This window comes from Roseibium sp. R5 (assembly GCF_055755305.1).
This window is the reverse complement of record NZ_CM146910.1, coordinates 1,582,812-1,600,762: the sequence shown is the minus strand read 5'-3', so window position 1 is coordinate 1,600,762 and position 17,951 is coordinate 1,582,812. Positions and strand designations below refer to the sequence as shown.

The window sequence follows — 17,951 nt, the reverse complement described above, 5'->3', positions numbered from 1 at the left end:
ATGACCTTGGAAGAACTCAAAAAGAAATATCCGGGGGCAGAAACCTTCAAGTTCGGCGACGGACCCGAACTCAGCAGTTTTCTGATCAGCTTGGTCCGCTCCGGCAAAAAGACCGCGACCTGTGGTGCTCTGCGCGACTTTGCAGACGGCGGCGAAGCCATGCCCGAGGTCGGACGCACGGACATCGTTCTCAACTGGGACGGGTCTCCGGCGCTTGTCGTTGAAACGCTCGAACTGACCCAAACCCGTTTTTGCGATGTGTCGGCGGACTTTGCACTTGCAGAAGGGGAAAACGACACACTCGAAGGCTGGCGACAAGATCACCAAAGCTATTTCGAGCGCAATGGCGGCTTTGATCCGGAAATGATGCTTGTGTGCGAACGTTTCAAAGTGATTGAAGACCTTAAGACGGAAGGCATCTGACAATGTTCAAGAAAATCCTCATTGCCAACCGTGGCGAAATCGCCTGCCGGGTCATGGAAACAGCCCGCAACCTCGGCGTTAAAACCGTGGCTGTCTATTCCGACGCCGATGCAAACGCCAAACACGTTGCGATGGCCGACGAAGCGTACCGCATCGGCCCGGCTCCTGTCTCCGAGAGCTATCTGCAGATCGCCAAGATCATCGAGGTCTGCAAGCAAAGCGGCGCAGAGGCGGTCCACCCGGGATACGGCTTCCTGTCGGAAAACCCTGACTTCGTTGACGCGCTGGACGCGGCCGGGATCACCTTCATCGGCCCGAGCGCAAATGCCATCCGCGCCATGGGCCTGAAAGACGCCGCCAAGGCACTGATGGAAAAGGCTGGCGTTCCGGTCGTGCCGGGCTACCACCGGGAGACCCAGGACCCTGGTTTCTTGCAGATCCAGGCAGGCAAGATCGGCTATCCGGTTCTGATCAAGGCGCGCGCTGGCGGCGGCGGCAAAGGCATGCGCAAGGTTGAACGGGCGGAAGACTTTATCTCCGCGCTCAAGTCCGCCCAGCGCGAAGGTGAGGCGAGCTTTGGCGATGGCCGAGTCCTGATCGAAAAATATGTCGCCAAACCGCGGCACATCGAAATCCAGGTCTTCGGCGACAATCACGGCAACGCGGTGCATCTGTTTGAGCGTGACTGCTCGCTGCAGCGCCGCCACCAGAAGGTCATTGAGGAGGCTCCGGCCCCCGACATGCCGGAAGAGATGCGCACGGCCATGGGTGAGGCGGCCGTTAAGGCGGCCAAGGCGATCAACTATTCCGGTGCCGGCACCATCGAATTCATCGTTGACGTCTCCGAAGGTCTGCGGGCCGACCGCTTCTATTTCATGGAGATGAACACCCGTCTGCAAGTTGAGCACCCGGTAACAGAGCTGATCACCGGACAGGACCTCGTCGAGTGGCAGCTGCGTGTTGCTTCCGGAGAGCCTCTGCCAAAGGCGCAAGAGGAACTTTCGATCAACGGTTGGGCTTTTGAGGCCCGCCTTTATGCAGAAGATGCACCTAAGGGCTTTCTGCCAGCGATTGGCACATTGGAGCACCTCGTTCTTCCCGAAACCCAGGCCCGCGTCGACAGCGGCGTCCGGGCAGGAGACGAGATTTCCCCCTTCTATGATCCGATGATCGCGAAGGTGATCGTGCACGGTCCGTCGCGTGATGCCGCGCTTGGCAAGTTGCTCGCCAGCCTGGAGGCGACGGAAGTTGCCGGTTGCGTGACCAACGCCGGGTTCCTGGCTGCGCTTTGCCGCCACGAAGGCTTTGCCAACGGGGACGTCGACACCGGCCTGATCGACCGCGATCTGGAAAGCCTGATCGCCGAGCCGGAGATGCCGGAAGACGCAATCGCGCTTGCGGCGTTAACCGCGCTTGGACTCACCCGTCCAGCCGAGGGCAACGATCCGTTCGACACGCTTGCAGGATGGCGGATTTGGAGTGCCTCACGTCAGTTCGCGCTTCTCGAAATTGCCAGTGAGCGCAGGGATGTTGAAGTTCACGCCCAGGGCCAAAACAAGTTCACCGTGCATCTGGAAAGCGGTCCGAAAGATTTCACTCTGGTTCAAGTGGATGGCAGCACCATCACCTATGACAGCAACGGCCACCGGGCTTCCGGTTCCGTGGTTCACGATGGCAAAGGGCTCACGGTCTTCATGTCCGGCCATGCCTTCACGGTTGGACTGCCGGACGCGCTGAGTTCTGACGAGGAAGCTGCCGGTGCGGGCGATCAGCTGATTGCCCCAATGCCAGGCCTTGTCAAAATGCTAAACGCCAAGGCCGGCGATGCCGTCACCAAGGATCAGCCCCTGATCATTCTGGAAGCCATGAAAATGGAGCACACGCTGAAAGCCCCGCGCGATGGCGTCATCGGTGAAGTGATGGTCAATGAGGGTGAACAAGTGACCGACGGAACGATCCTTCTGGTTCTGGCGGAGGAAGCCGATGCTGCTGCCTGAGGCAAAAACCTACGAGGAGCTGACCGAGAGGTTTTCGTGGCAGATCCCGGAGCGGTTCAACATCGGTGTCGCGATTTGTGACGCCTGGGCCGACAAGGAACCGCGCCGCGAAGCTCTGGTCTATGCTGAAGAAGGCCAACCCGCTCACAGCTATTCCTATGGCGCGTTGAAACGGCTTTCCAATCAGCTGGCCAACCTTCTGAAGAGCAGGGGTATTCAGCAGGGTGACCGGATCGGCATCTTGATGCCGCAACGCCCGGAAACAGCCTTTGCTCATATCGCAGCGCTAAAACTCGGCGGGATTTCCATCCCGCTGTTCATCCTCTTTGGCGAAGAAGCCCTGGAATACCGGCTCAAGGATTCTGGTGCCAAGGCCGTCATTACGGACGAAAGTGGAGCGGCAAAACTGGAAAGGATCCATGCCAGCTTGCCCGAGCTGACAACCGTCTTTTGCGCAGATGGCGCGCACCATGGCGCTGATGATCTTTGGGCCGCAATGGATGGCCACGAAGAGACGTTCGAACCCGTCGATACGCAGCCAGACGACCCGGCCATCATCATTTACACCTCCGGTACGACAGGGCAGCCGAAGGGTGCACTCCACGGGCACCGGGTTTTGCTTGGACACCTTCCCGGGGTTGAGATGAGCCATGATTTTCTTGGCCAGCCAGGAGACCGGATCTGGACACCTGCGGACTGGGCCTGGATCGGCGGCCTTCTGGATGTACTAATGCCGGCTCTTTATCTTGGTGTCCCGGTTGTGGCCTGCCGTTTCAAGAAATTCACGGCTGAGGCCGCCTTCCAGCTGCTTCAAGACCAAAACATCCGCAACGCCTTCATCCCGCCAACGGCGCTGAAAATGATGCGCCAGCTCGACGCTCCAGAAGACCGCTGGCAATTGAGTTTGCGAACCGTCGCCTCCGGCGGCGAAACCCTCGGTGCCGAGCTCATTGACTGGGGCCGCAAAACCTTTGGCCGGACCATCAACGAGTTTTACGGCCAGACCGAATGCAACATGATCGTCTCCAGCTGCTCTGAAATCATGGACGCACGTCCCGGCATCATGGGCAAGGCGGTTCCGGGTCACGAGCTGGCTATCGTCAGTGATGCCGGTGAGGTTCTGTCCTCCGGTACCTTCGGCAATATCGCCGTCAAGCGGCCCGATCCAGTCATGTTCTTGAAGTACTGGAACAACGAGGCCGCCACGCAGAAGAAATTCGCTGGTGACTGGCTGCTGACGGGCGACACGGGCGAGATGGATGAGGACCGCTGGATCCGCTTCGTGGGCCGGGACGATGATGTCATCACCTCCTCCGGCTACCGGATCGGGCCCGGCGAGATCGAAGACTGCCTGATCAAGCACCCCGCCGTTGCGATGGCCGGTGTCATTGGCAAACCCGATGCCCAGCGCACCGAGATCGTCAAGGCCTACATCATCCTGAAGCAGGATGTCGAACCGTCCGACGCCTTGGCCAAGGAGATCGCCGACTTCGTCAAGATCCGGCTGGCCGCCCATGAATATCCGCGTGAAATCGAGTTCGTTGACGCTCTACCGATGACCACCACCGGCAAGGTCATCCGGCGTGAGCTCCGCGCCCGCGCGGCTGAGATTGATTAAGGAAAAAGCGCTCATGTCCGAGTTTGTCACCATCTTCGAAATGGGTCCGCGGGACGGTCTCCAGAACGAAAAGCGGTTTGTCCCGACGGAAGACAAGATTGCGCTTGTCGACCGCCTATCCGAGTGCGGTTTCCGCAAGATCGAAGTCACCAGCTTTGTCAGCCCAAAATGGGTGCCGCAAATGGCGGATGCGCAGGAGGTCATGGAGGGCATCCACCGCCATCCGGCTGTTGTTTACTCGGTCCTGACACCGAACGTCAAAGGCTACACGGCTGCCCTCAAGGTCTCGGCTGATGAGGTGGCCATCTTCGGCTCGGCTTCTGAGGGCTTTTCAAAGAAGAACATCAACTGCTCGGTCGCAGAAAGCATAGAACGTTTCAAGCCACTGCTGGAAAAAGCCCGTCAGGATGAAATACCGGTGCGCGGCTATGTTTCCTGCATCACCGATTGCCCTTATGACGGCCCAACGCCGCCCGAGAAGGTCGCCGAAGTCGCAAAGATCCTATACGAGCTTGGCTGCTACGAGATTTCTCTGGGGGACACGATCGGTGCTGGAACACCGGAAACCATCGCCCGCATGCTCGACGCTGTTCTCGCCGTGGTGCCAGCTGAAAAGGTCGCCGGGCATTATCACGACACCAAGGGCCGGGCGCTGGAGAACATCGAGGTCAGCCTTGAGAAAGGCCTGCGCACGTTCGACAGCACCATTGGCGGACTGGGCGGCTGCCCCTATGCCCCCGGCGCCAAGGGCAACGTCGCCACAGAGGCCGTTGCAGAGCTGATGCAGCGCCGCGGTTTTGAGACCGGGCTCAAACTTGAGAAACTGGCCGAGCTTGCCGAATTCGCAAAATCCCTTCGGAGTGACACCGAATGAGTTTTGAGACGATCTCGATTGAAACGGATGACCGCGGCGTTGCAACGCTGACCCTGAACCGTCCGGAAAAGCATAATTCGCTGTCGGCCAAGATGATCGACGAACTTACGGACGCTGCAGACCAACTCGGGTCTGATGGTTCGGTCCGTGTTGTTGTCCTGACAGGCGCTGGCGAAAGTTTTTGTGCAGGAGGCGACCTTGCCTGGATGCGCGAGCAGATGTCAGCTGACCGCGAAACACGCATGGCAGAAGCCCGTAAACTCGCCATGATGCTGAAGGCACTGAATGAACTGTCGAAACCTGTGATTGGGCGCGTACAGGGCCAGGCCTTCGGTGGCGGCATCGGCATGATGAGCGTCTGCGATACTGTGGTTGCCGTCGACACCGCGAAGTTCGGCCTGACAGAGGTTCGGCTTGGCCTGATACCAGCAACAATCAGCCCCTACGTCCTGGCCCGGATGGGTGAAGGCAAAGCGCGCCGGGTGTTCATGTCAGCGCGCATTTTCGGTGCGGAAGAGGCCCGGGATCTTGATCTCGCCGCCAAGGTGGTGAGCGCCGATGACCTCAATGCGGCCATCGAGAAGGAAATCAAACCTTATTTGAGCGCGGCTCCTGCAGCTGTTGCCGCGTCGAAGGCCCTTGCCCGGTCTCTTGGCCCCGTGATTACAGACGCTGTCATCGACGATACGATCCAAAGACTGGCGGACACGTGGGAAACGCCGGACGCCAATGAGGGCACATCTGCGTTTTTTGAAAAAAGAAAACCAGCCTGGACAAACTGAGGATCAGACGCCTCACGCGTTCCGCCGGGCGTGCTCGATCAAAGCTGCAATCCGGGCGACATCGAGTTGCTCTGATTTCGGTGCAGGCTCCTCAACACGGTACATTTTTTCCCGCCGCCGCCGGATTTTCTTGCGTTGCCATTCGCTGATACCTTCCGGCAAATCCACTTCGGCACGGTCCATGCCAATGAGAACACGTTGAAGGTCCGGAATGAGCTCAGATGAGATGGTAAATGTGGACCCGTCGTTGCGGCGGAAGACCAAGGTTTTGGTTGTTTCTTCACCGTTAAGCAGCACGGCTTTTTTCCGCCCACTGGAGCCAATCGTTGACTGGAACCATGCGATCGGGCCGGAGGCATGCCACAGCTTGACGCTCACCTTTTCAAGATCGGTATAAGGCACCCGGACCCGCAGACCGAATTGCGTGAACTCGAAGCCGTTGCCGAAGAACCGGACCCAGGACGTTTCCTGGCGCACAGCAACGGTGAAGAAAACGAGAGACAAACTGGCCGGGAGCAAGCAAATCAGAGCCAAAGCTGCCAAGGCACCCGTTGCCGATGCAAGACCAAGAACCGCGAGTGGCAGAAAAAACAATCCGAACCCGAAACCAATCAGATCGAGTGTCAGGACGGACGGGCGGGACACTGGCCGGATCGCCCCGGAAGCCGGCTGTGGCCGGGGCGGTGCAAGATAAATCGCAGCCGCAGCCACCAAGCACATGATGCTGCTGAGCAGCGTCATAAAGTAAAACCAACCCGCAATGCCGAGCACCGCCAAACCTAACGGTAGTATGCGCCGGAGATATTCAAGCCGTGCTGTTTTGCCCACGCCGCGCTCCTTGGTATCGGGGCGAAATCGCTACACATCCGCTGAAGTTCTGATTCTTTCATTGAATCAACTTGGCCGTCCGTAATCAAGACAGACACAGCACTATCCAAAATGATTGTAGGAAAACGGCAAATAATACCGGGAAAATTTAATTCTAATCCCGGCAATACAAGTGATCTGGTTACAGACCCGCGGCTTTGTTTCTTCAGGAGGCCTTGCGTTCGCGCTCAATGAAACTGAACACGTCTCTGACCTTGCCGAACTTCGGTTTGTCGATTTCCAGATAGTCGTGCATCAGCATATCGATGTCAGCCGCGTTGAAGGGCTTTTTCAAGAAACCGGAGATCCCGACAAAGGCGGCAGACCGTTCGAGATACGTCGTATCGTTTGTCGACATCATGTAGATGCCAACCTTGCTGGATAAATCCCGAATGGAGCCGGCCAACTCCAGACCGTCTACACCCGGCATGTGAAAATCGGTCAAGACCAGTTCGAATTTGCCGCGAGAAAGCGCTTTCAACGCCGCATCGGCACTATCTGCTTCCGAAACTTCAAACTCGAAACGGCTGCTCTCCAAAACCTTTCGGGTCAATTTCCGCATTGTTCCAGAATCGTCGACCACCAGGATCGGATAGGATCGGGTCATGATGCGATAGGTGGCAATAATCTCGGAGATTTCCGCGGGGCTGAAGGGCTTTTGCAGGAAATGATAGGCGCCAAACCGCTTCAGTACCGATTCCGCCTTGTCATCAAGACTGCTCGACATGGCCACGGTCAAACAGTCATTCGACTGGGTATCGCGCATTGCCGAGACGACTTCCGGACCGTTGAGGCCTGGCATGTGAATGTCGACGAAGGCGACGTCGATGCGTTTCGCTTGGAGTATCTCGAGGGCCGCCCGGCCATTCGATGCTTGCTCAATCTCGATATAGCGTTCACCACGATGGGCCTGAATACCTTCCGCAACGATGTCCCGAGCGATTGAGCTGTCGTCCGCGATCATCACGCGTATTATTTTGTGCAGCACGGCTTCCCCATTGCAGAAACGGCCATGCAAAATGATGCCAGCGGCCTAATTATGCAGTTGTTCAAGTAAAGTTATTTCACATCATTCGTATAATTTCGGTTACTGGCACCATTACTCAAACAACGCCTTAACCTGAACGAACAATCAGTTTTAGATCAAAAACCGCAAGTACCAACGCAAGCCAAATCTACCGCGACACAACAACATCCAAAAATGCGAGGGTTTTGTTTTGCTCGATTTGCTTGAGCGCCTCTTTGAGAGCTGACTCCAAATATGCCGCCTGTTCAACACGAGCAGCGAAGGCGCGGCTGGCCTTGGCAACATGCGTAAAGTCGGGCACCGGCGACAATTGGGTCAACGGCATCCTGTTGCTTCGGGCCGCATAGCCATCCGGATAATGATCCAGAACAGACTGGCGTACCGCACCCCATTCCGAATTGTTTAATACGATCACAAGGATCGGCAGGTCGAGAGCTTCGGCAATCTGATGACAAACCACCGGGTTGGAAAACATGTATGACCCGTCTCCCATGGTCGCCACGACACTCCGATCCGGGGCACCCAGTTTCATGCCAAGGGCGGCAGGAAAACACCAGCCGAGCCCGCCAGCATGAGGTTCCTGATACCAAGCCTGCCAATGGTTTAGAGCCATGGGAGCCGGAGGACAGCCAAGTTCTGATAGCACCGATGCTTTTCGATCCCCCAATACGCGGGACAGGCACAGACTGACCAAATTCTTTGTGATGCCCCCCGCTCCATCGGCTTCAGCCGATGCCAAAACGGCTTGCCGGTTTGCTTTGTTGCGCGCAGCCCATTGAGCCCGTCTCGGCGCTGCTTTTTCGGACAGCTCAAGCTCATCCAAAGCTGCCTTCAAAGCGACGATTCCCGGCTGCACGTCCGATGCGATTGCCAGATCACATTGGAAATTGCGCACAGGCACTTTGCTGAAGAGCGGGTCCTGGCCAAGGTGTATGACTTTGCATCCGGGCTTCAGCTTGTGTTTGTCCGGTGCCCAGGGAGCCAGACTGTCGATAACGAGAACGACATCTGCGGTTTCCAGAAGAACGGCCGGATCGTTGCCTGCAGCCATCGGATGATCGAGATCCATCGCAAGCCGCACAGCCCAATACTGGCAGACAGGCATGCCCCATCGCTCCGCCATCCCGGCAAGAGCTGCAAAGCCGTCGGCGCCTCCGGCTCCGCGCTGCGCGAAAATCACTGGATTGTCAGCTTGGGAAATAAGTTCGGCTGCCCGTGCAATGGCGCCTTGGTCGATACCCGGCTGCGGCGCGACCATAATCGCCGGCGAGCCCAATTGGTCCGCCGGGCAAGGCTCACATAGGACTTCGCGCGGCAAGCTCACATAGACCGGACCGCGCGGTGTTGTCTCGGCAAGCGCTTTCGCCCGGTCAACCGTTTCGACAGCCTGCTCGGGAAACCGCAGCTCATAGTCCCATTTGCAGGCTTCACGGACCAAAGCGGGTTGATCGCGCATTTCCTGCCCCCAGCCGATCGGAACGGTTCGTGACCCGAACCGCCCCTGCTCCGTTGTTGGGGTTCGCCCGGAGAAGAGCATCATTGGTATGTTTTCGATCGATGCGTTGATCGCGCCTATCGCGCAGTTGGCGAGACCAACATTCGTATGCGCCATCACTGCAGCCGTTTTGCCGGTGCTGAGATAGTAACCATGCGCCATGCCCATGGCCGCACTTTCGTGCGGGATGACAATCGCTTCCGGTAGATCGATGTTCTTGGCATCAGCCTCGGCAAGACCTTCGATCACCGGCGGGAAATCCGTCCCGGAATTTGCAAAAATGTAGTCAATGCCGATCGCTTTCATCCGGCTGAGCAACGCCCCGCCAGAGGTCAGGAAACCAGCATCCTCTGGCGCGCCGCAGGACCGCGCAGTTTCTCCAGAAGGTGTACCCGGCCTAATCTTGCTCATGAGGAAAGCTCCAGATTTTCAATGGCAGTCTGAACGGCAAGGCGGAACATCTGCTCGGCCGGACTTGGCTGCGCATCCGGGCGGGTCATTAGGCCGATCGGCCCCTTGGTGATGTCGCTGTCAAAGGGCAGACGGACCAGATTGCCATCAGACGTCTCGTTGCGCACAACACCGGAGGAGATGATCCAGACGGCATCGGATTGACGCGTGTAGATCCGCCCGAACGCACCGGACACGGTCTCGATCCGGTTCGGAATTTCCGCAACGCCATTGGCGATCAGATACCGCTCAACCAAGGGCCGGATGGCGGACCCGTCCGGCGGGTAGAGCACCGGCCAGTCGACAATGCGTTTGATGTCTGGCGCGGCGAGCAGCGGATGTCCGGCCCGAACGACGAACTCGACCCGCTCAGAATAAAGCTGCGTGAACGAAACCCCTTCCATGGTAACCGGGCGTCCGAGGCGGCCAATTACCAGATCAATCTCACCCAGCCGCAAACGCTCGATCAGATATCCATGCGGACCATCCAGGATCTTCAGCATGACCGCTGGGGCCAGGTCCCGGAATTCACGGATGGCAGCGGGCAAGAAGCTTCCCGAAACACTCGGCAAAGCTCCAACGGTCAAGGTGGCCCGAGCCTCCTCACCGGCATTGACCACACCGTCCAGGCCTTGCTGAAGGCTGGCTAGGGAAATCTGGGCAAAATGCAGGAACATCTTGCCTTGCGGCGTCAGCGATATCCCCGCGCGGCTGCGGGACATCAGTGTCGCGCCAATCGTTTCCTCCAATTCCTTGAGGGTTTTGGATATGGCCGGTTGAGTAAGGTTCAACTTGTCGGCAGCGAGCTTCAGACTGCGCTCCTGCGCAATCTCGACAAAACATTGGATGTGTCGGAATTTTATCCGCCGATCGATCATTTACTTATCCATTTTGGAAATCAAATGACCTAATTTGTCATTTTACTTCACCATTTCAGATAAACAATATGCTCAAAAACGCGGGGAGGTCTAGATGCGTACTCAAGTTGTCATTGTTGGAGGAGGTCCCTCCGGGCTCCTGCTGGGGCAACTTTTGCACCTGAAGGGGATCGACGCGGTCGTTCTGGAGCGCAAGACCAAGGACTATGTGCTTGCGCGGATCCGGGCCGGCATTCTGGAAACGGGCCTGGTCGAACTGATGCGCGAGGCCGGCGTGTCCGAGCGTATGGACAAGGAGCGTTTTGTCCACACAGGCACCTGTATTTCCTATGAAAACGAGATGTTCTCGATCAACTTCGAGGACCTTATCGGCAAGAGCGTGATCGTATACGGCCAGACAGAGGTGACACGCGACCTCTATGAAGCCCGCGAAACTTCCGGTGCAAAGACCATCTTCGAAGCAGAGGGTGCCGCAATCCACGATGCCGATACGGACGCACCATACGTGACTTACATGAAGAATGGCAGCGAGCACCGGATCGACTGCGATTTCGTGGCAGGGTGCGACGGCTTTCACGGGGTCAGCCGAAAAACCATCCCGGATACTGTCCGCAAAGACTATGAGAAGGTCTTTCCGTTCGGCTGGCTGGGTATCCTGTCCGAAACGCCGCCAGTGCACGAAGAGCTGATCTACGCCAACTCCACCCGCGGATTTGCACTCTGCTCCATGCGCAATGAAAACCTGTCCCGCTATTACGTCCAATGCGAGCTCAGCGATAAGGTCGAGGACTGGAGCGATGAGGCGTTCTGGGAAGAACTGAAAAGACGGCTTCCGGAGGATATCGCGGAAAAGCTCGTCACTGGGCCGTCGATTGAAAAATCAATCGCGCCTCTGCGATCTTTTGTCAGCGAGCCGATGCGCTGGGGCCGATTGTTCCTCTGCGGCGATGCTGCGCACATCGTGCCTCCGACTGGGGCAAAGGGCCTCAACACTGCTGCGTCAGATGTTCACTATCTCTACCGCGCGCTGTCAGCCTATTACCTCGATAAGGACAGCACAGGTATCGAAACCTACTCCGAAACGGCGCTGGCACGAGTCTGGAAAGCGGAGCGGTTCAGTTGGGCAACCACCAATCTGCTGCACCGGTTTCCGGATCAATCCGAGTTTGATCTGAAAATGCAGCGGGCCGAAATTGAGTCTCTGCATTACAATCCGACCGCCCAAAAGTGGTTTGCCGAGAACTATGTGGGACTGCCCTACTGATGCACATCGCACGGCTCACAAATGCGGACATTTACTGGCGCGAAGACGGCGACCCGACCGGCACCCCTGTCGTGTTTGCAAACTCCCTCGGCACGGATTTGCGGCTCTGGGACAAGGTCATCGAGCGTCTTCCTGAAGAAGGCTTCCGCTACATCCGCTTCGACAAGCGCGGCCATGGCCTCTCCTCCTGCCCCTCTGATGTTTATTCCATGACGGATCTGGTCGAAGATCTGGAGGAATTGCTCGGCCATATCGGCGTATCTCAGTTCTCGCTGGTCGGCCTTTCCATTGGCGGAATGATCGGACAGCTGCTCGCCCATCGCCAGTCGGATCGCATGACCAGTCTTGTTCTGGCCTGCACAGCGGCAAAAATGGGCACAGAAGAGATGTGGCAAACCCGGATTGCCGCTGTCCGCAAAGGCGGTGTCGAAAATATCGCCGACGCTGTACTGGACCGCTGGTTCTCAGGCCCTTTCCGGCACTCTGACGAATGCATTGCGTGGCGCAACATGCTGAGCCGGACGCCAGCTGAGGGTTATATCGGCTGTAGTCAAGCTCTGGCCGTAACGGATCTCACCGCGACAACCTCCGAATTGACGCTTCCCGTATTGGGGCTCGCCGGATCTGAAGATCTCGCCAGCCCTCCGGAACAGGTAAAAGCCACAGCCGACCTCATTCCTGGCAGCCGGTTTGTTGAAATAGATGGTGCCGGTCACCTGCCCTGTGTTGAGCAGGCCGACGTCTTTACGGCCCATTTGCAGAATTTTTTGAAGGAGAGCGCTCATGTCTGACCGGTATGAGCAGGGTCTGGATGTCCGCCGCTCCGTTTTGGGCAACGCCCATGTTGATCGCGCAGAGGCTGCGAAGACCGATCTCGATGCGCCCTTTCAAACGCTGATCACCGAAGCGGCCTGGGGCACGGTCTGGGCATCTGACGGCATCAGCCCGCGCGAGCGCTCCATGTTGACGCTGGCCCTCTTGGCAGCTCTCGGGAATTTTGAGGAAATTGCCATGCACATCCGCGCAACGGCCCGGACAGGCGCAAGCAAGCAGGATGTTCTGGAGGCCTTCCAGCATGTCGCGATTTATGCTGGAGTTCCTCGGGCCAACCAGGCGCTCAAGATTGCCAAGGACACTTACGCGGACATGGAACGGGAGGAGGCGGGCGAATAACGCCGGCCGGGAGGAACGCCACAATGAAACCAGGCCCCTATTACCAGCGTGACCGGCAATGGCAGCCGCCCGCGCTGACGCCGGACTACAAGACAAGCGTTTCCAGATCCCCTCAGTATTCGATGATCAGCCTGGAAACGACAGTCAGCGAAATCACCGGACCGGTCTTTGGACACAACGACATCGACCCGCTCGACAAGGATCTTCTGTCGAACTACGCAAAACCGGGCGAAAGCCCGATTGGCGAGCGCATCATCCTTCATGGACGGGTTCTCGACGAGAATGCAAAGCCGGTTCCGAACACACTGCTCGAAATCTGGCAAGCCAATGCCGGTGGCCGCTACCGGCACAAGAAGGACACCTATCTCGCGCCGATCGACCCGAATTTTGGTGGCTGTGGCCGCACACTAACGGACGAGAACGGGTACTACGCGTTCAGAACCGTGAAGCCTGGCGCATATCCCTGGCGCAATTGGGTCAACAACTGGCGGCCGGCCCATGTCCATATTTCCATCTTCGGTTCCGCCTTCGCACAGCGCCTGATCACGCAGTGCTACTTTGAAGGCGACCCGTTGATCGCCAAATGCCCGATCGTGAACTCTATTCCGGACCCGGACGCGGTTGATCAACTGGTCGCACGGCTGGATCTCAACGCCACCATCCCCCTCGATACCATCGCTTACAAGTTCGACATCGTGTTACGTGGGCGCCGTTCGACGCTGTTTGAAAACCGGCCGGAGGGGAACTGATCATGCGCCAGACACTGAATTACTTGAAAGAAACACCCTCCCAGACGGCGGGCCCTTATGTCCACATAGGCCTTGCGCCCGGAGCCGCCGGTTTTGATATTTACACCCAGGAGCTCGGGCATGACATTGCCGGGCCAAACGCAAAAGGCGAACGCATCCACATTGAGGGCCGTGTCATTGATGGCATGGGGTCTCCGATCAAGGACGTGCTTCTGGAAACCTGGCAGGCCAATGCAGACGGCATCTATGCCCATCCGGAGCATCGTGGTGAAGTTGAGGACGGGTTCAGGGGCTGGGGCCGGGTCATTCCGGATTTCGAGACCGGAAACTGGACTTTCGAGACAGTCAAGCCGGGTGCGGTCACGGATCTGAACGGTCGTCAAATGGCTCCGCATATCAGCCTCTGGATCGTCGCCCGCGGGATAAATGTTGGCCTGCAAACCCGGCTTTATTTTTCAGATGAGACATCCGCCAATGCAGCCGATCCGGTGCTCAATCTGATCGAGTGGGAGCGCCGCCGGGCAACGCTGATTGCAGAACGGACAGACAGCGATGGAACGCCGGTCTACCGGTTTGACATCAAGCTGCAAGGCGAAGACGAAACCGTCTTTTTCGACATTTGAGGCGGATATGAGCAAACCTTGCATCATCTGTGTTGCGATCACCGGCTCGTTGCCGACAAAAGAAAACAATCCGGCTGTGCCGGTCACTGTCGCCGAACAAGTTGAAAGCACACATGAGGCCTTTGAAGCCGGCGCCACAATTTGCCACGCCCATGTGCGCAACGAGGATCAAAGCCCGTCTTCGGATCCGGAGAAATTTGCCCGACTGAAGGAAGGTCTTGAAAAACACTGTCCCGGCATGATCATCCAGTTCTCGACCGGCGGGCGTTCAGGCGCAGGAAAAGCGCGCGGCGGCATGCTGCCGCTTGAGCCGGACATGGCCTCCCTTTCCGTTGGCTCCAACAACTTCCCGACGCGGGTTTACGAAAACCCGCCGGATCTTGTGGACTGGCTGGCCGCAGAAATGCGGACATACACCATCAAACCGGAGATCGAGGCCTTCGATCTCAGCCACATTCACCAGGCAGCGGCGATGAACAGGGATGGCCGCATACCGGGCCGTCTTTATGTCCAGTTCGTTATGGGCGTGAAGAACGCCATGCCCGTCGATAAGGATGTGTTCGACTATTACATCAGGACCGTCGAACGGCTCGTTCCGGATGCCGAATGGTGTGCTGCCGGCATCGGCCGTCACCAGCTGACCATCAACGAGTGGTCGATCGCAGCCGGAGGGCACACACGCACCGGACTGGAAGACAATATCCGCCTCGACAAGGACAGGCTTGCTCCGTCCAATGCCGCTTTGGTCAAACGGGCGGTTGAGCTTTGCGAGAAGTATGATCGGCCGGTTGCGGACTGGCAAAAGGCCCGCGAGATCCTGCAGATTCCGCTCCAAGCCGCTTGACGGCTAGAGCATCGGGCGTTTTGATTGAAAACGCCCGAAGGTGCTCGACCACTAAAAATCGGTCAGCTTTGGACGTGAAATCGATCCCGATTTAACGCCCGCTGATCTAGTCTCTGTTGTTTCTTGATCAGGCATCCTCTGTCTGAACGTAGGTTTCATGCCTGTTTCCCTGTTTTCCAGCCCGGTTTTTTCCGATCTTTACTCCGACGCCGATCTGGTTTTGCGGCTGGATGAGGAAGCCGATCTTCTTCATATGATCCGGTTTGAGCAGGCTCTCGCAAAAGTGCAAGGCGCCCTCGGCATCATTCCGGAAGGTGCAGCTGCAACGATCGTCTCTGCGCTGGAAACCAGTGAGATTGAGCCGAATGCTTTGAGTAGCGGCACGAGGTCTGCTGGAATTCCCGTTCCCGCACTTGTGGCTTCTTTGAGAAAGATCGCCGGTGACGACGCAGGCAGCTGGCTGCACTGGGGAGCCACCAGCCAGGACGTGATGGACACGGCGCTGGTTCTCCAGGCAAAGAGCTGCCTCGATGTGCTGGAAGAACGCCTTGGCAAACTGATCGACACTTTGGAAACAGAAAGCGTCCGGCACGCCAATCAGCTTCTGGCCGGCCGGACACGGTCGCAGATTTCGACACCTGTCACGTTCGGCTACCGGATTGCACAATGGGCACACGGCCCAATTGACGCTGAGGCCGATCTGCCAGATCTTCGCAAGAAAGTTCTGAAAATCCAGTTCGGCGGGGCTTCCGGAGTCAACGGTGCCGTGGTGCCAGATGGACCGCGGATCGCAGAAGCCCTTGCCAAGGAACTCAAGCTCCATTTTTCGCCATCCTGGCACACGAACCGATCGAATATCCTCGCGCTGACCGCCTGGCTGCATGCCCTCACCGCCGGTCTTGCCAAGATGGCCGGCGATCTTCTTCTGCTCGGCAGATCAGAAGTTGCGGAGGTCTCGTCGGGAACAGGCGGCGGGTCCTCGACAATGCCGCAAAAGGCCAATCCGGTTCAGGCCGAAGCCATTCTGACGCTCAACACCATCGTGCAAGCGTCCGCAGGCGGGATTGCGGCAGCGGCCAGTCCGGCAGAAGAACGGGACGGCGCCCGCTGGCCACTGGAATGGGCATTCTTGCCGCAGATGCTGATTGCAGCCGGCGCAGCCCTCCGCCACGCCCAAGCGCTTGCAGACAGCATGTCTGCGAACCCGGAACGGATTTCCGCTTGCTTCAAGAACCATCCGGAAATCATGGCAGAGGCTGCAAGCTTCGCACTTGCCAAGAACGGCATTCCGAGAGCCGAAGCCAAGGACATTGTTGCCAAGGCCGCGTCACAGGCTGACTTCAAATCAACCTTGAAGGAACTGGCGCCCAACGGGATCGACTGGGACGCCGTTCTTGACCCGGCTACTGTCATACCGGCTTGCAAGGAAATGACCGCCGAGATATTCGCCCGGCGGTCGAGATAGCTCTCCGCTTCGCTTTGAACGCGCAGTCTGACAGGCCTCAAGCAAATGACTGCAATCCGCGCTAACTGAGCACACTTGGCAACCACAGCGTCAACGCCGGAAAGCTGACAAGAAGCACCACGCGCACCAACTCCGCGCCAAAGAAGGGCGCAACACCTTTAAACGTCTCGATCATCGGGGTGTCGCGGGCCAGGGAGGAAATCACGAACACGTTCATTCCAACCGGCGGCGTAATCAGTCCAAGCTCCACTACAATGAGCGCGAGGATCCCGAACCAGATCTTCAGGTCTTCAGTGCTCATACCAAACCCGGCGCCGTCAGCGCCCTGATAGATCCCGCCATTGATCTCGACCAGAACCGGCCAGAAGAACGGAATCACCAGCAAGATCATCGACAGACTGTCCATCAGGCAACCGAGCAGGATAAGCGCAACGAGCAGGAGGATCAGAACCGTCATCGGCTCAAGGCCCGAACCGGCGATCCAGGCAGCGGTTTCCTGAGGCAGGCGTACCCGCGACATGAAGATCTTTAGAAGTTCAGCACCAAGGATAATCAGATAAATCATACCCGAGGTCGCTGCCGTTTCCTTGAGCGCGCCCAGCATGTCCGGCCAGGACAACTTGCGCTGCAAGAGACCAAAGACCAGCACAAGAAACACACCGGCCGCAGCAGCCGGGGTCGGGTTGAAAAAGCCGAAATAGATGCCGCCGATCACAAGAGCGAAGATCAGCAGAACCGGGATCATTCCGGCCGTTGCCTCGATGAACTCACGGCGCTCGGGCACACCGCCTTTCGGGCCAGCCTCTGGCTTGATCGCCACATAAATCGCAATGGTCAGCAGAAACAAGACTACGGCCAGCAGGCCGGGTAGGAACGCCGCCATGAACATCGTCACGATGTTCGCTTCAACGATGATCGCGTAAATGATCAGGACAACAGAGGGCGGGATCAGGATTCCGAGCACGCCGCCCGCCGCCAGGGTCCCGGTGGCAAGGGCCCCGGAATACTTGTAGCGGCGCAGTTCCGGCAGGGCGACCTTGCCCATGGTGGAGGCCGTCGCAAGGGACGAACCACACACCGCCCCGAAGCCCGCACAGCCGGCGATTGCCGCCATCGCCGTGCCACCGCGCAGCCAGCCAAGCCAGGCATTTGCCCCCCGGAACAACGCCTGGCTAAGACCCGTCTTGGATGCGATCGCCCCCATCAACACAAACATCGGCACAACGGACAGGTCGTAGATCGAGAACTGGCCATACGCCAACGTCTTCAACTGGCTGAAGACCAATGCCGGACCGTTGAGCAGCATGGTTCCGACGCCGCCGACCAGGATCATCGCGTAGGCAATCGGCATCCGGATCGCAATCAGGATAATAAGCGCGACGAGCCCGCCCACGCCGAGAACAACAGCGTCTGCCATTTATC

General features: G+C 57.8%; 17 protein-coding genes. 12 read left to right on the top strand and 5 right to left on the bottom strand.

Features of this window, described 5'->3' with window-relative positions:
- Genes AC0J4F_RS07495 through AC0J4F_RS07475 form a run of 5 tightly spaced genes read left to right on the top strand, consistent with a single transcriptional unit; the run spans nt 1 to nt 5,694 of the window.
- Entirely contained in the window at nt 1-423 is a 423-nt protein-coding gene (locus AC0J4F_RS07495) for an ASCH domain-containing protein (RefSeq protein ID WP_473025863.1), read from the top strand.
- A gap of 2 nt (nt 424-425) precedes the next feature.
- On the top strand, nt 426-2,420 hold the full coding sequence (locus tag AC0J4F_RS07490) for an acetyl/propionyl/methylcrotonyl-CoA carboxylase subunit alpha (protein ID WP_473025861.1): 1,995 nt from the start codon (nt 426-428) through the stop codon (nt 2,418-2,420).
- Nucleotides 2,407-4,038, top strand: coding sequence for an acyl-CoA synthetase (locus AC0J4F_RS07485; protein ID WP_208326782.1), 1,632 nt, complete (start codon nt 2,407-2,409; stop codon nt 4,036-4,038). The genes AC0J4F_RS07490 and AC0J4F_RS07485 overlap by 14 nt, the downstream gene beginning before the upstream one ends.
- A 13-nt stretch (nt 4,039-4,051) precedes the next feature.
- Nucleotides 4,052-4,912, top strand: a complete 861-nt coding sequence (locus AC0J4F_RS07480) for a hydroxymethylglutaryl-CoA lyase (protein WP_473025860.1) — start codon at nt 4,052-4,054, stop codon at nt 4,910-4,912.
- Complete coding sequence (locus AC0J4F_RS07475) at nt 4,909-5,694, top strand: crotonase/enoyl-CoA hydratase family protein (RefSeq protein ID WP_473025859.1); 786 nt, start codon at nt 4,909-4,911, stop codon at nt 5,692-5,694. The genes AC0J4F_RS07480 and AC0J4F_RS07475 overlap by 4 nt, the downstream gene beginning before the upstream one ends.
- 12 nt (nt 5,695-5,706) lie before the next feature.
- Here the strand turns inward: AC0J4F_RS07475 and AC0J4F_RS07470 are convergent, their stop codons facing one another.
- From AC0J4F_RS07470 to pcaQ, 4 genes are all read right to left on the bottom strand, one after another.
- A complete protein-coding gene (locus AC0J4F_RS07470) occupies nt 5,707-6,522 on the bottom strand; it encodes a hypothetical protein (protein ID WP_209002563.1) in 816 nt (271 codons plus the stop codon).
- Nucleotides 6,523-6,727: 205 nt separating this feature from the next.
- Nucleotides 6,728-7,549, bottom strand: coding sequence for a response regulator (locus AC0J4F_RS07465; RefSeq protein ID WP_133952199.1), 822 nt, complete (start codon nt 7,547-7,549; stop codon nt 6,728-6,730).
- Nucleotides 7,550-7,736: 187 nt separating this feature from the next.
- Nucleotides 7,737-9,389: a thiamine pyrophosphate-requiring protein gene (locus AC0J4F_RS07460; protein WP_473026411.1), complete on the bottom strand. Its 1,653-nt coding sequence runs from the start codon at nt 9,387-9,389 to the stop codon at nt 7,737-7,739.
- A 101-nt stretch (nt 9,390-9,490) separates the two neighbouring features.
- Nucleotides 9,491-10,411, bottom strand: coding sequence for a pca operon transcription factor PcaQ (pcaQ, locus tag AC0J4F_RS07455; RefSeq protein ID WP_133952203.1), 921 nt, complete (start codon nt 10,409-10,411; stop codon nt 9,491-9,493).
- A gap of 94 nt (nt 10,412-10,505) precedes the next feature.
- Between pcaQ and pobA the strand changes: the two genes are divergently transcribed.
- The 7 genes from pobA (at nt 10,506) to AC0J4F_RS07420 (ending at nt 16,529) form a co-directional block, all read left to right on the top strand.
- Entirely contained in the window at nt 10,506-11,675 is a 1,170-nt protein-coding gene (pobA, locus tag AC0J4F_RS07450) for a 4-hydroxybenzoate 3-monooxygenase (protein WP_473025858.1), read from the top strand.
- Nucleotides 11,675-12,466 (top strand): 3-oxoadipate enol-lactonase, encoded by a 792-nt coding sequence (pcaD, locus tag AC0J4F_RS07445; RefSeq protein WP_473025857.1) that lies wholly within the window; start codon nt 11,675-11,677, stop codon nt 12,464-12,466. Before pobA ends, pcaD begins: the two co-directional genes overlap by 1 nt.
- Nucleotides 12,459-12,848 (top strand): 4-carboxymuconolactone decarboxylase, encoded by a 390-nt coding sequence (gene pcaC / locus AC0J4F_RS07440; protein WP_473025856.1) that lies wholly within the window; start codon nt 12,459-12,461, stop codon nt 12,846-12,848. Before pcaD ends, pcaC begins: the two co-directional genes overlap by 8 nt.
- A 23-nt stretch (nt 12,849-12,871) precedes the next feature.
- On the top strand, nt 12,872-13,597 hold the full coding sequence (pcaH, locus tag AC0J4F_RS07435; RefSeq protein ID WP_133952211.1) for a protocatechuate 3,4-dioxygenase subunit beta: 726 nt from the start codon (nt 12,872-12,874) through the stop codon (nt 13,595-13,597).
- Nucleotides 13,598-13,599: 2 nt separating this feature from the next.
- Complete coding sequence (gene pcaG / locus AC0J4F_RS07430) at nt 13,600-14,220, top strand: protocatechuate 3,4-dioxygenase subunit alpha (protein WP_473025855.1); 621 nt, start codon at nt 13,600-13,602, stop codon at nt 14,218-14,220.
- A gap of 7 nt (nt 14,221-14,227) precedes the next feature.
- Nucleotides 14,228-15,064 (top strand): 3-oxoadipate:acetyl-CoA acetyltransferase, encoded by an 837-nt coding sequence (locus tag AC0J4F_RS07425; protein ID WP_133952215.1) that lies wholly within the window; start codon nt 14,228-14,230, stop codon nt 15,062-15,064.
- Between the two features lie 157 nt (nt 15,065-15,221).
- Nucleotides 15,222-16,529, top strand: a complete 1,308-nt coding sequence (locus tag AC0J4F_RS07420; protein WP_133952217.1) for a lyase family protein — start codon at nt 15,222-15,224, stop codon at nt 16,527-16,529.
- Nucleotides 16,530-16,590: 61 nt separating this feature from the next.
- On the opposite strand, the gene AC0J4F_RS07415 is transcribed toward AC0J4F_RS07420, so the two are convergent.
- The gene (locus AC0J4F_RS07415) at nt 16,591-17,946 is read right to left on the bottom strand and encodes a TRAP transporter large permease subunit (protein WP_133952219.1); all 1,356 of its coding nucleotides are present in this window, start codon (nt 17,944-17,946) and stop codon (nt 16,591-16,593) included.
- Nucleotides 17,947-17,951 lie beyond the last annotated feature (5 nt).

Excerpts from the sequence above, each read along its gene's own strand:
- AC0J4F_RS07460 (WP_473026411.1), bottom strand. The coding sequence starts at position 9,389 with ATGAAAGCGATCGGCATTGACTACATTTTTGCAAATTCCGGGACGGAT.
- AC0J4F_RS07475 (WP_473025859.1), top strand. The coding sequence starts at position 4,909 with ATGAGTTTTGAGACGATCTCGATTGAAACGGATGACCGCGGCGTTGCA.
- pcaD (WP_473025857.1), top strand. The coding sequence starts at position 11,675 with ATGCACATCGCACGGCTCACAAATGCGGACATTTACTGGCGCGAAGAC.
- pcaH (WP_133952211.1), top strand. The coding sequence starts at position 12,872 with ATGAAACCAGGCCCCTATTACCAGCGTGACCGGCAATGGCAGCCGCCC.
- pobA (WP_473025858.1), top strand. The coding sequence starts at position 10,506 with ATGCGTACTCAAGTTGTCATTGTTGGAGGAGGTCCCTCCGGGCTCCTG.
- AC0J4F_RS07485 (WP_208326782.1), top strand. The coding sequence starts at position 2,407 with ATGCTGCTGCCTGAGGCAAAAACCTACGAGGAGCTGACCGAGAGGTTT.
- pcaG (WP_473025855.1), top strand. The coding sequence starts at position 13,600 with ATGCGCCAGACACTGAATTACTTGAAAGAAACACCCTCCCAGACGGCG.
- AC0J4F_RS07415 (WP_133952219.1), bottom strand. The coding sequence starts at position 17,946 with ATGGCAGACGCTGTTGTTCTCGGCGTGGGCGGGCTCGTCGCGCTTATT.
- AC0J4F_RS07490 (WP_473025861.1), top strand. The coding sequence starts at position 426 with ATGTTCAAGAAAATCCTCATTGCCAACCGTGGCGAAATCGCCTGCCGG.
- pcaQ (WP_133952203.1), bottom strand. The coding sequence starts at position 10,411 with ATGATCGATCGGCGGATAAAATTCCGACACATCCAATGTTTTGTCGAG.
- AC0J4F_RS07420 (WP_133952217.1), top strand. The coding sequence starts at position 15,222 with ATGCCTGTTTCCCTGTTTTCCAGCCCGGTTTTTTCCGATCTTTACTCC.
- AC0J4F_RS07495 (WP_473025863.1), top strand. The coding sequence starts at position 1 with ATGACCTTGGAAGAACTCAAAAAGAAATATCCGGGGGCAGAAACCTTC.
- pcaC (WP_473025856.1), top strand. The coding sequence starts at position 12,459 with ATGTCTGACCGGTATGAGCAGGGTCTGGATGTCCGCCGCTCCGTTTTG.
- AC0J4F_RS07425 (WP_133952215.1), top strand. The coding sequence starts at position 14,228 with ATGAGCAAACCTTGCATCATCTGTGTTGCGATCACCGGCTCGTTGCCG.
- AC0J4F_RS07480 (WP_473025860.1), top strand. The coding sequence starts at position 4,052 with ATGTCCGAGTTTGTCACCATCTTCGAAATGGGTCCGCGGGACGGTCTC.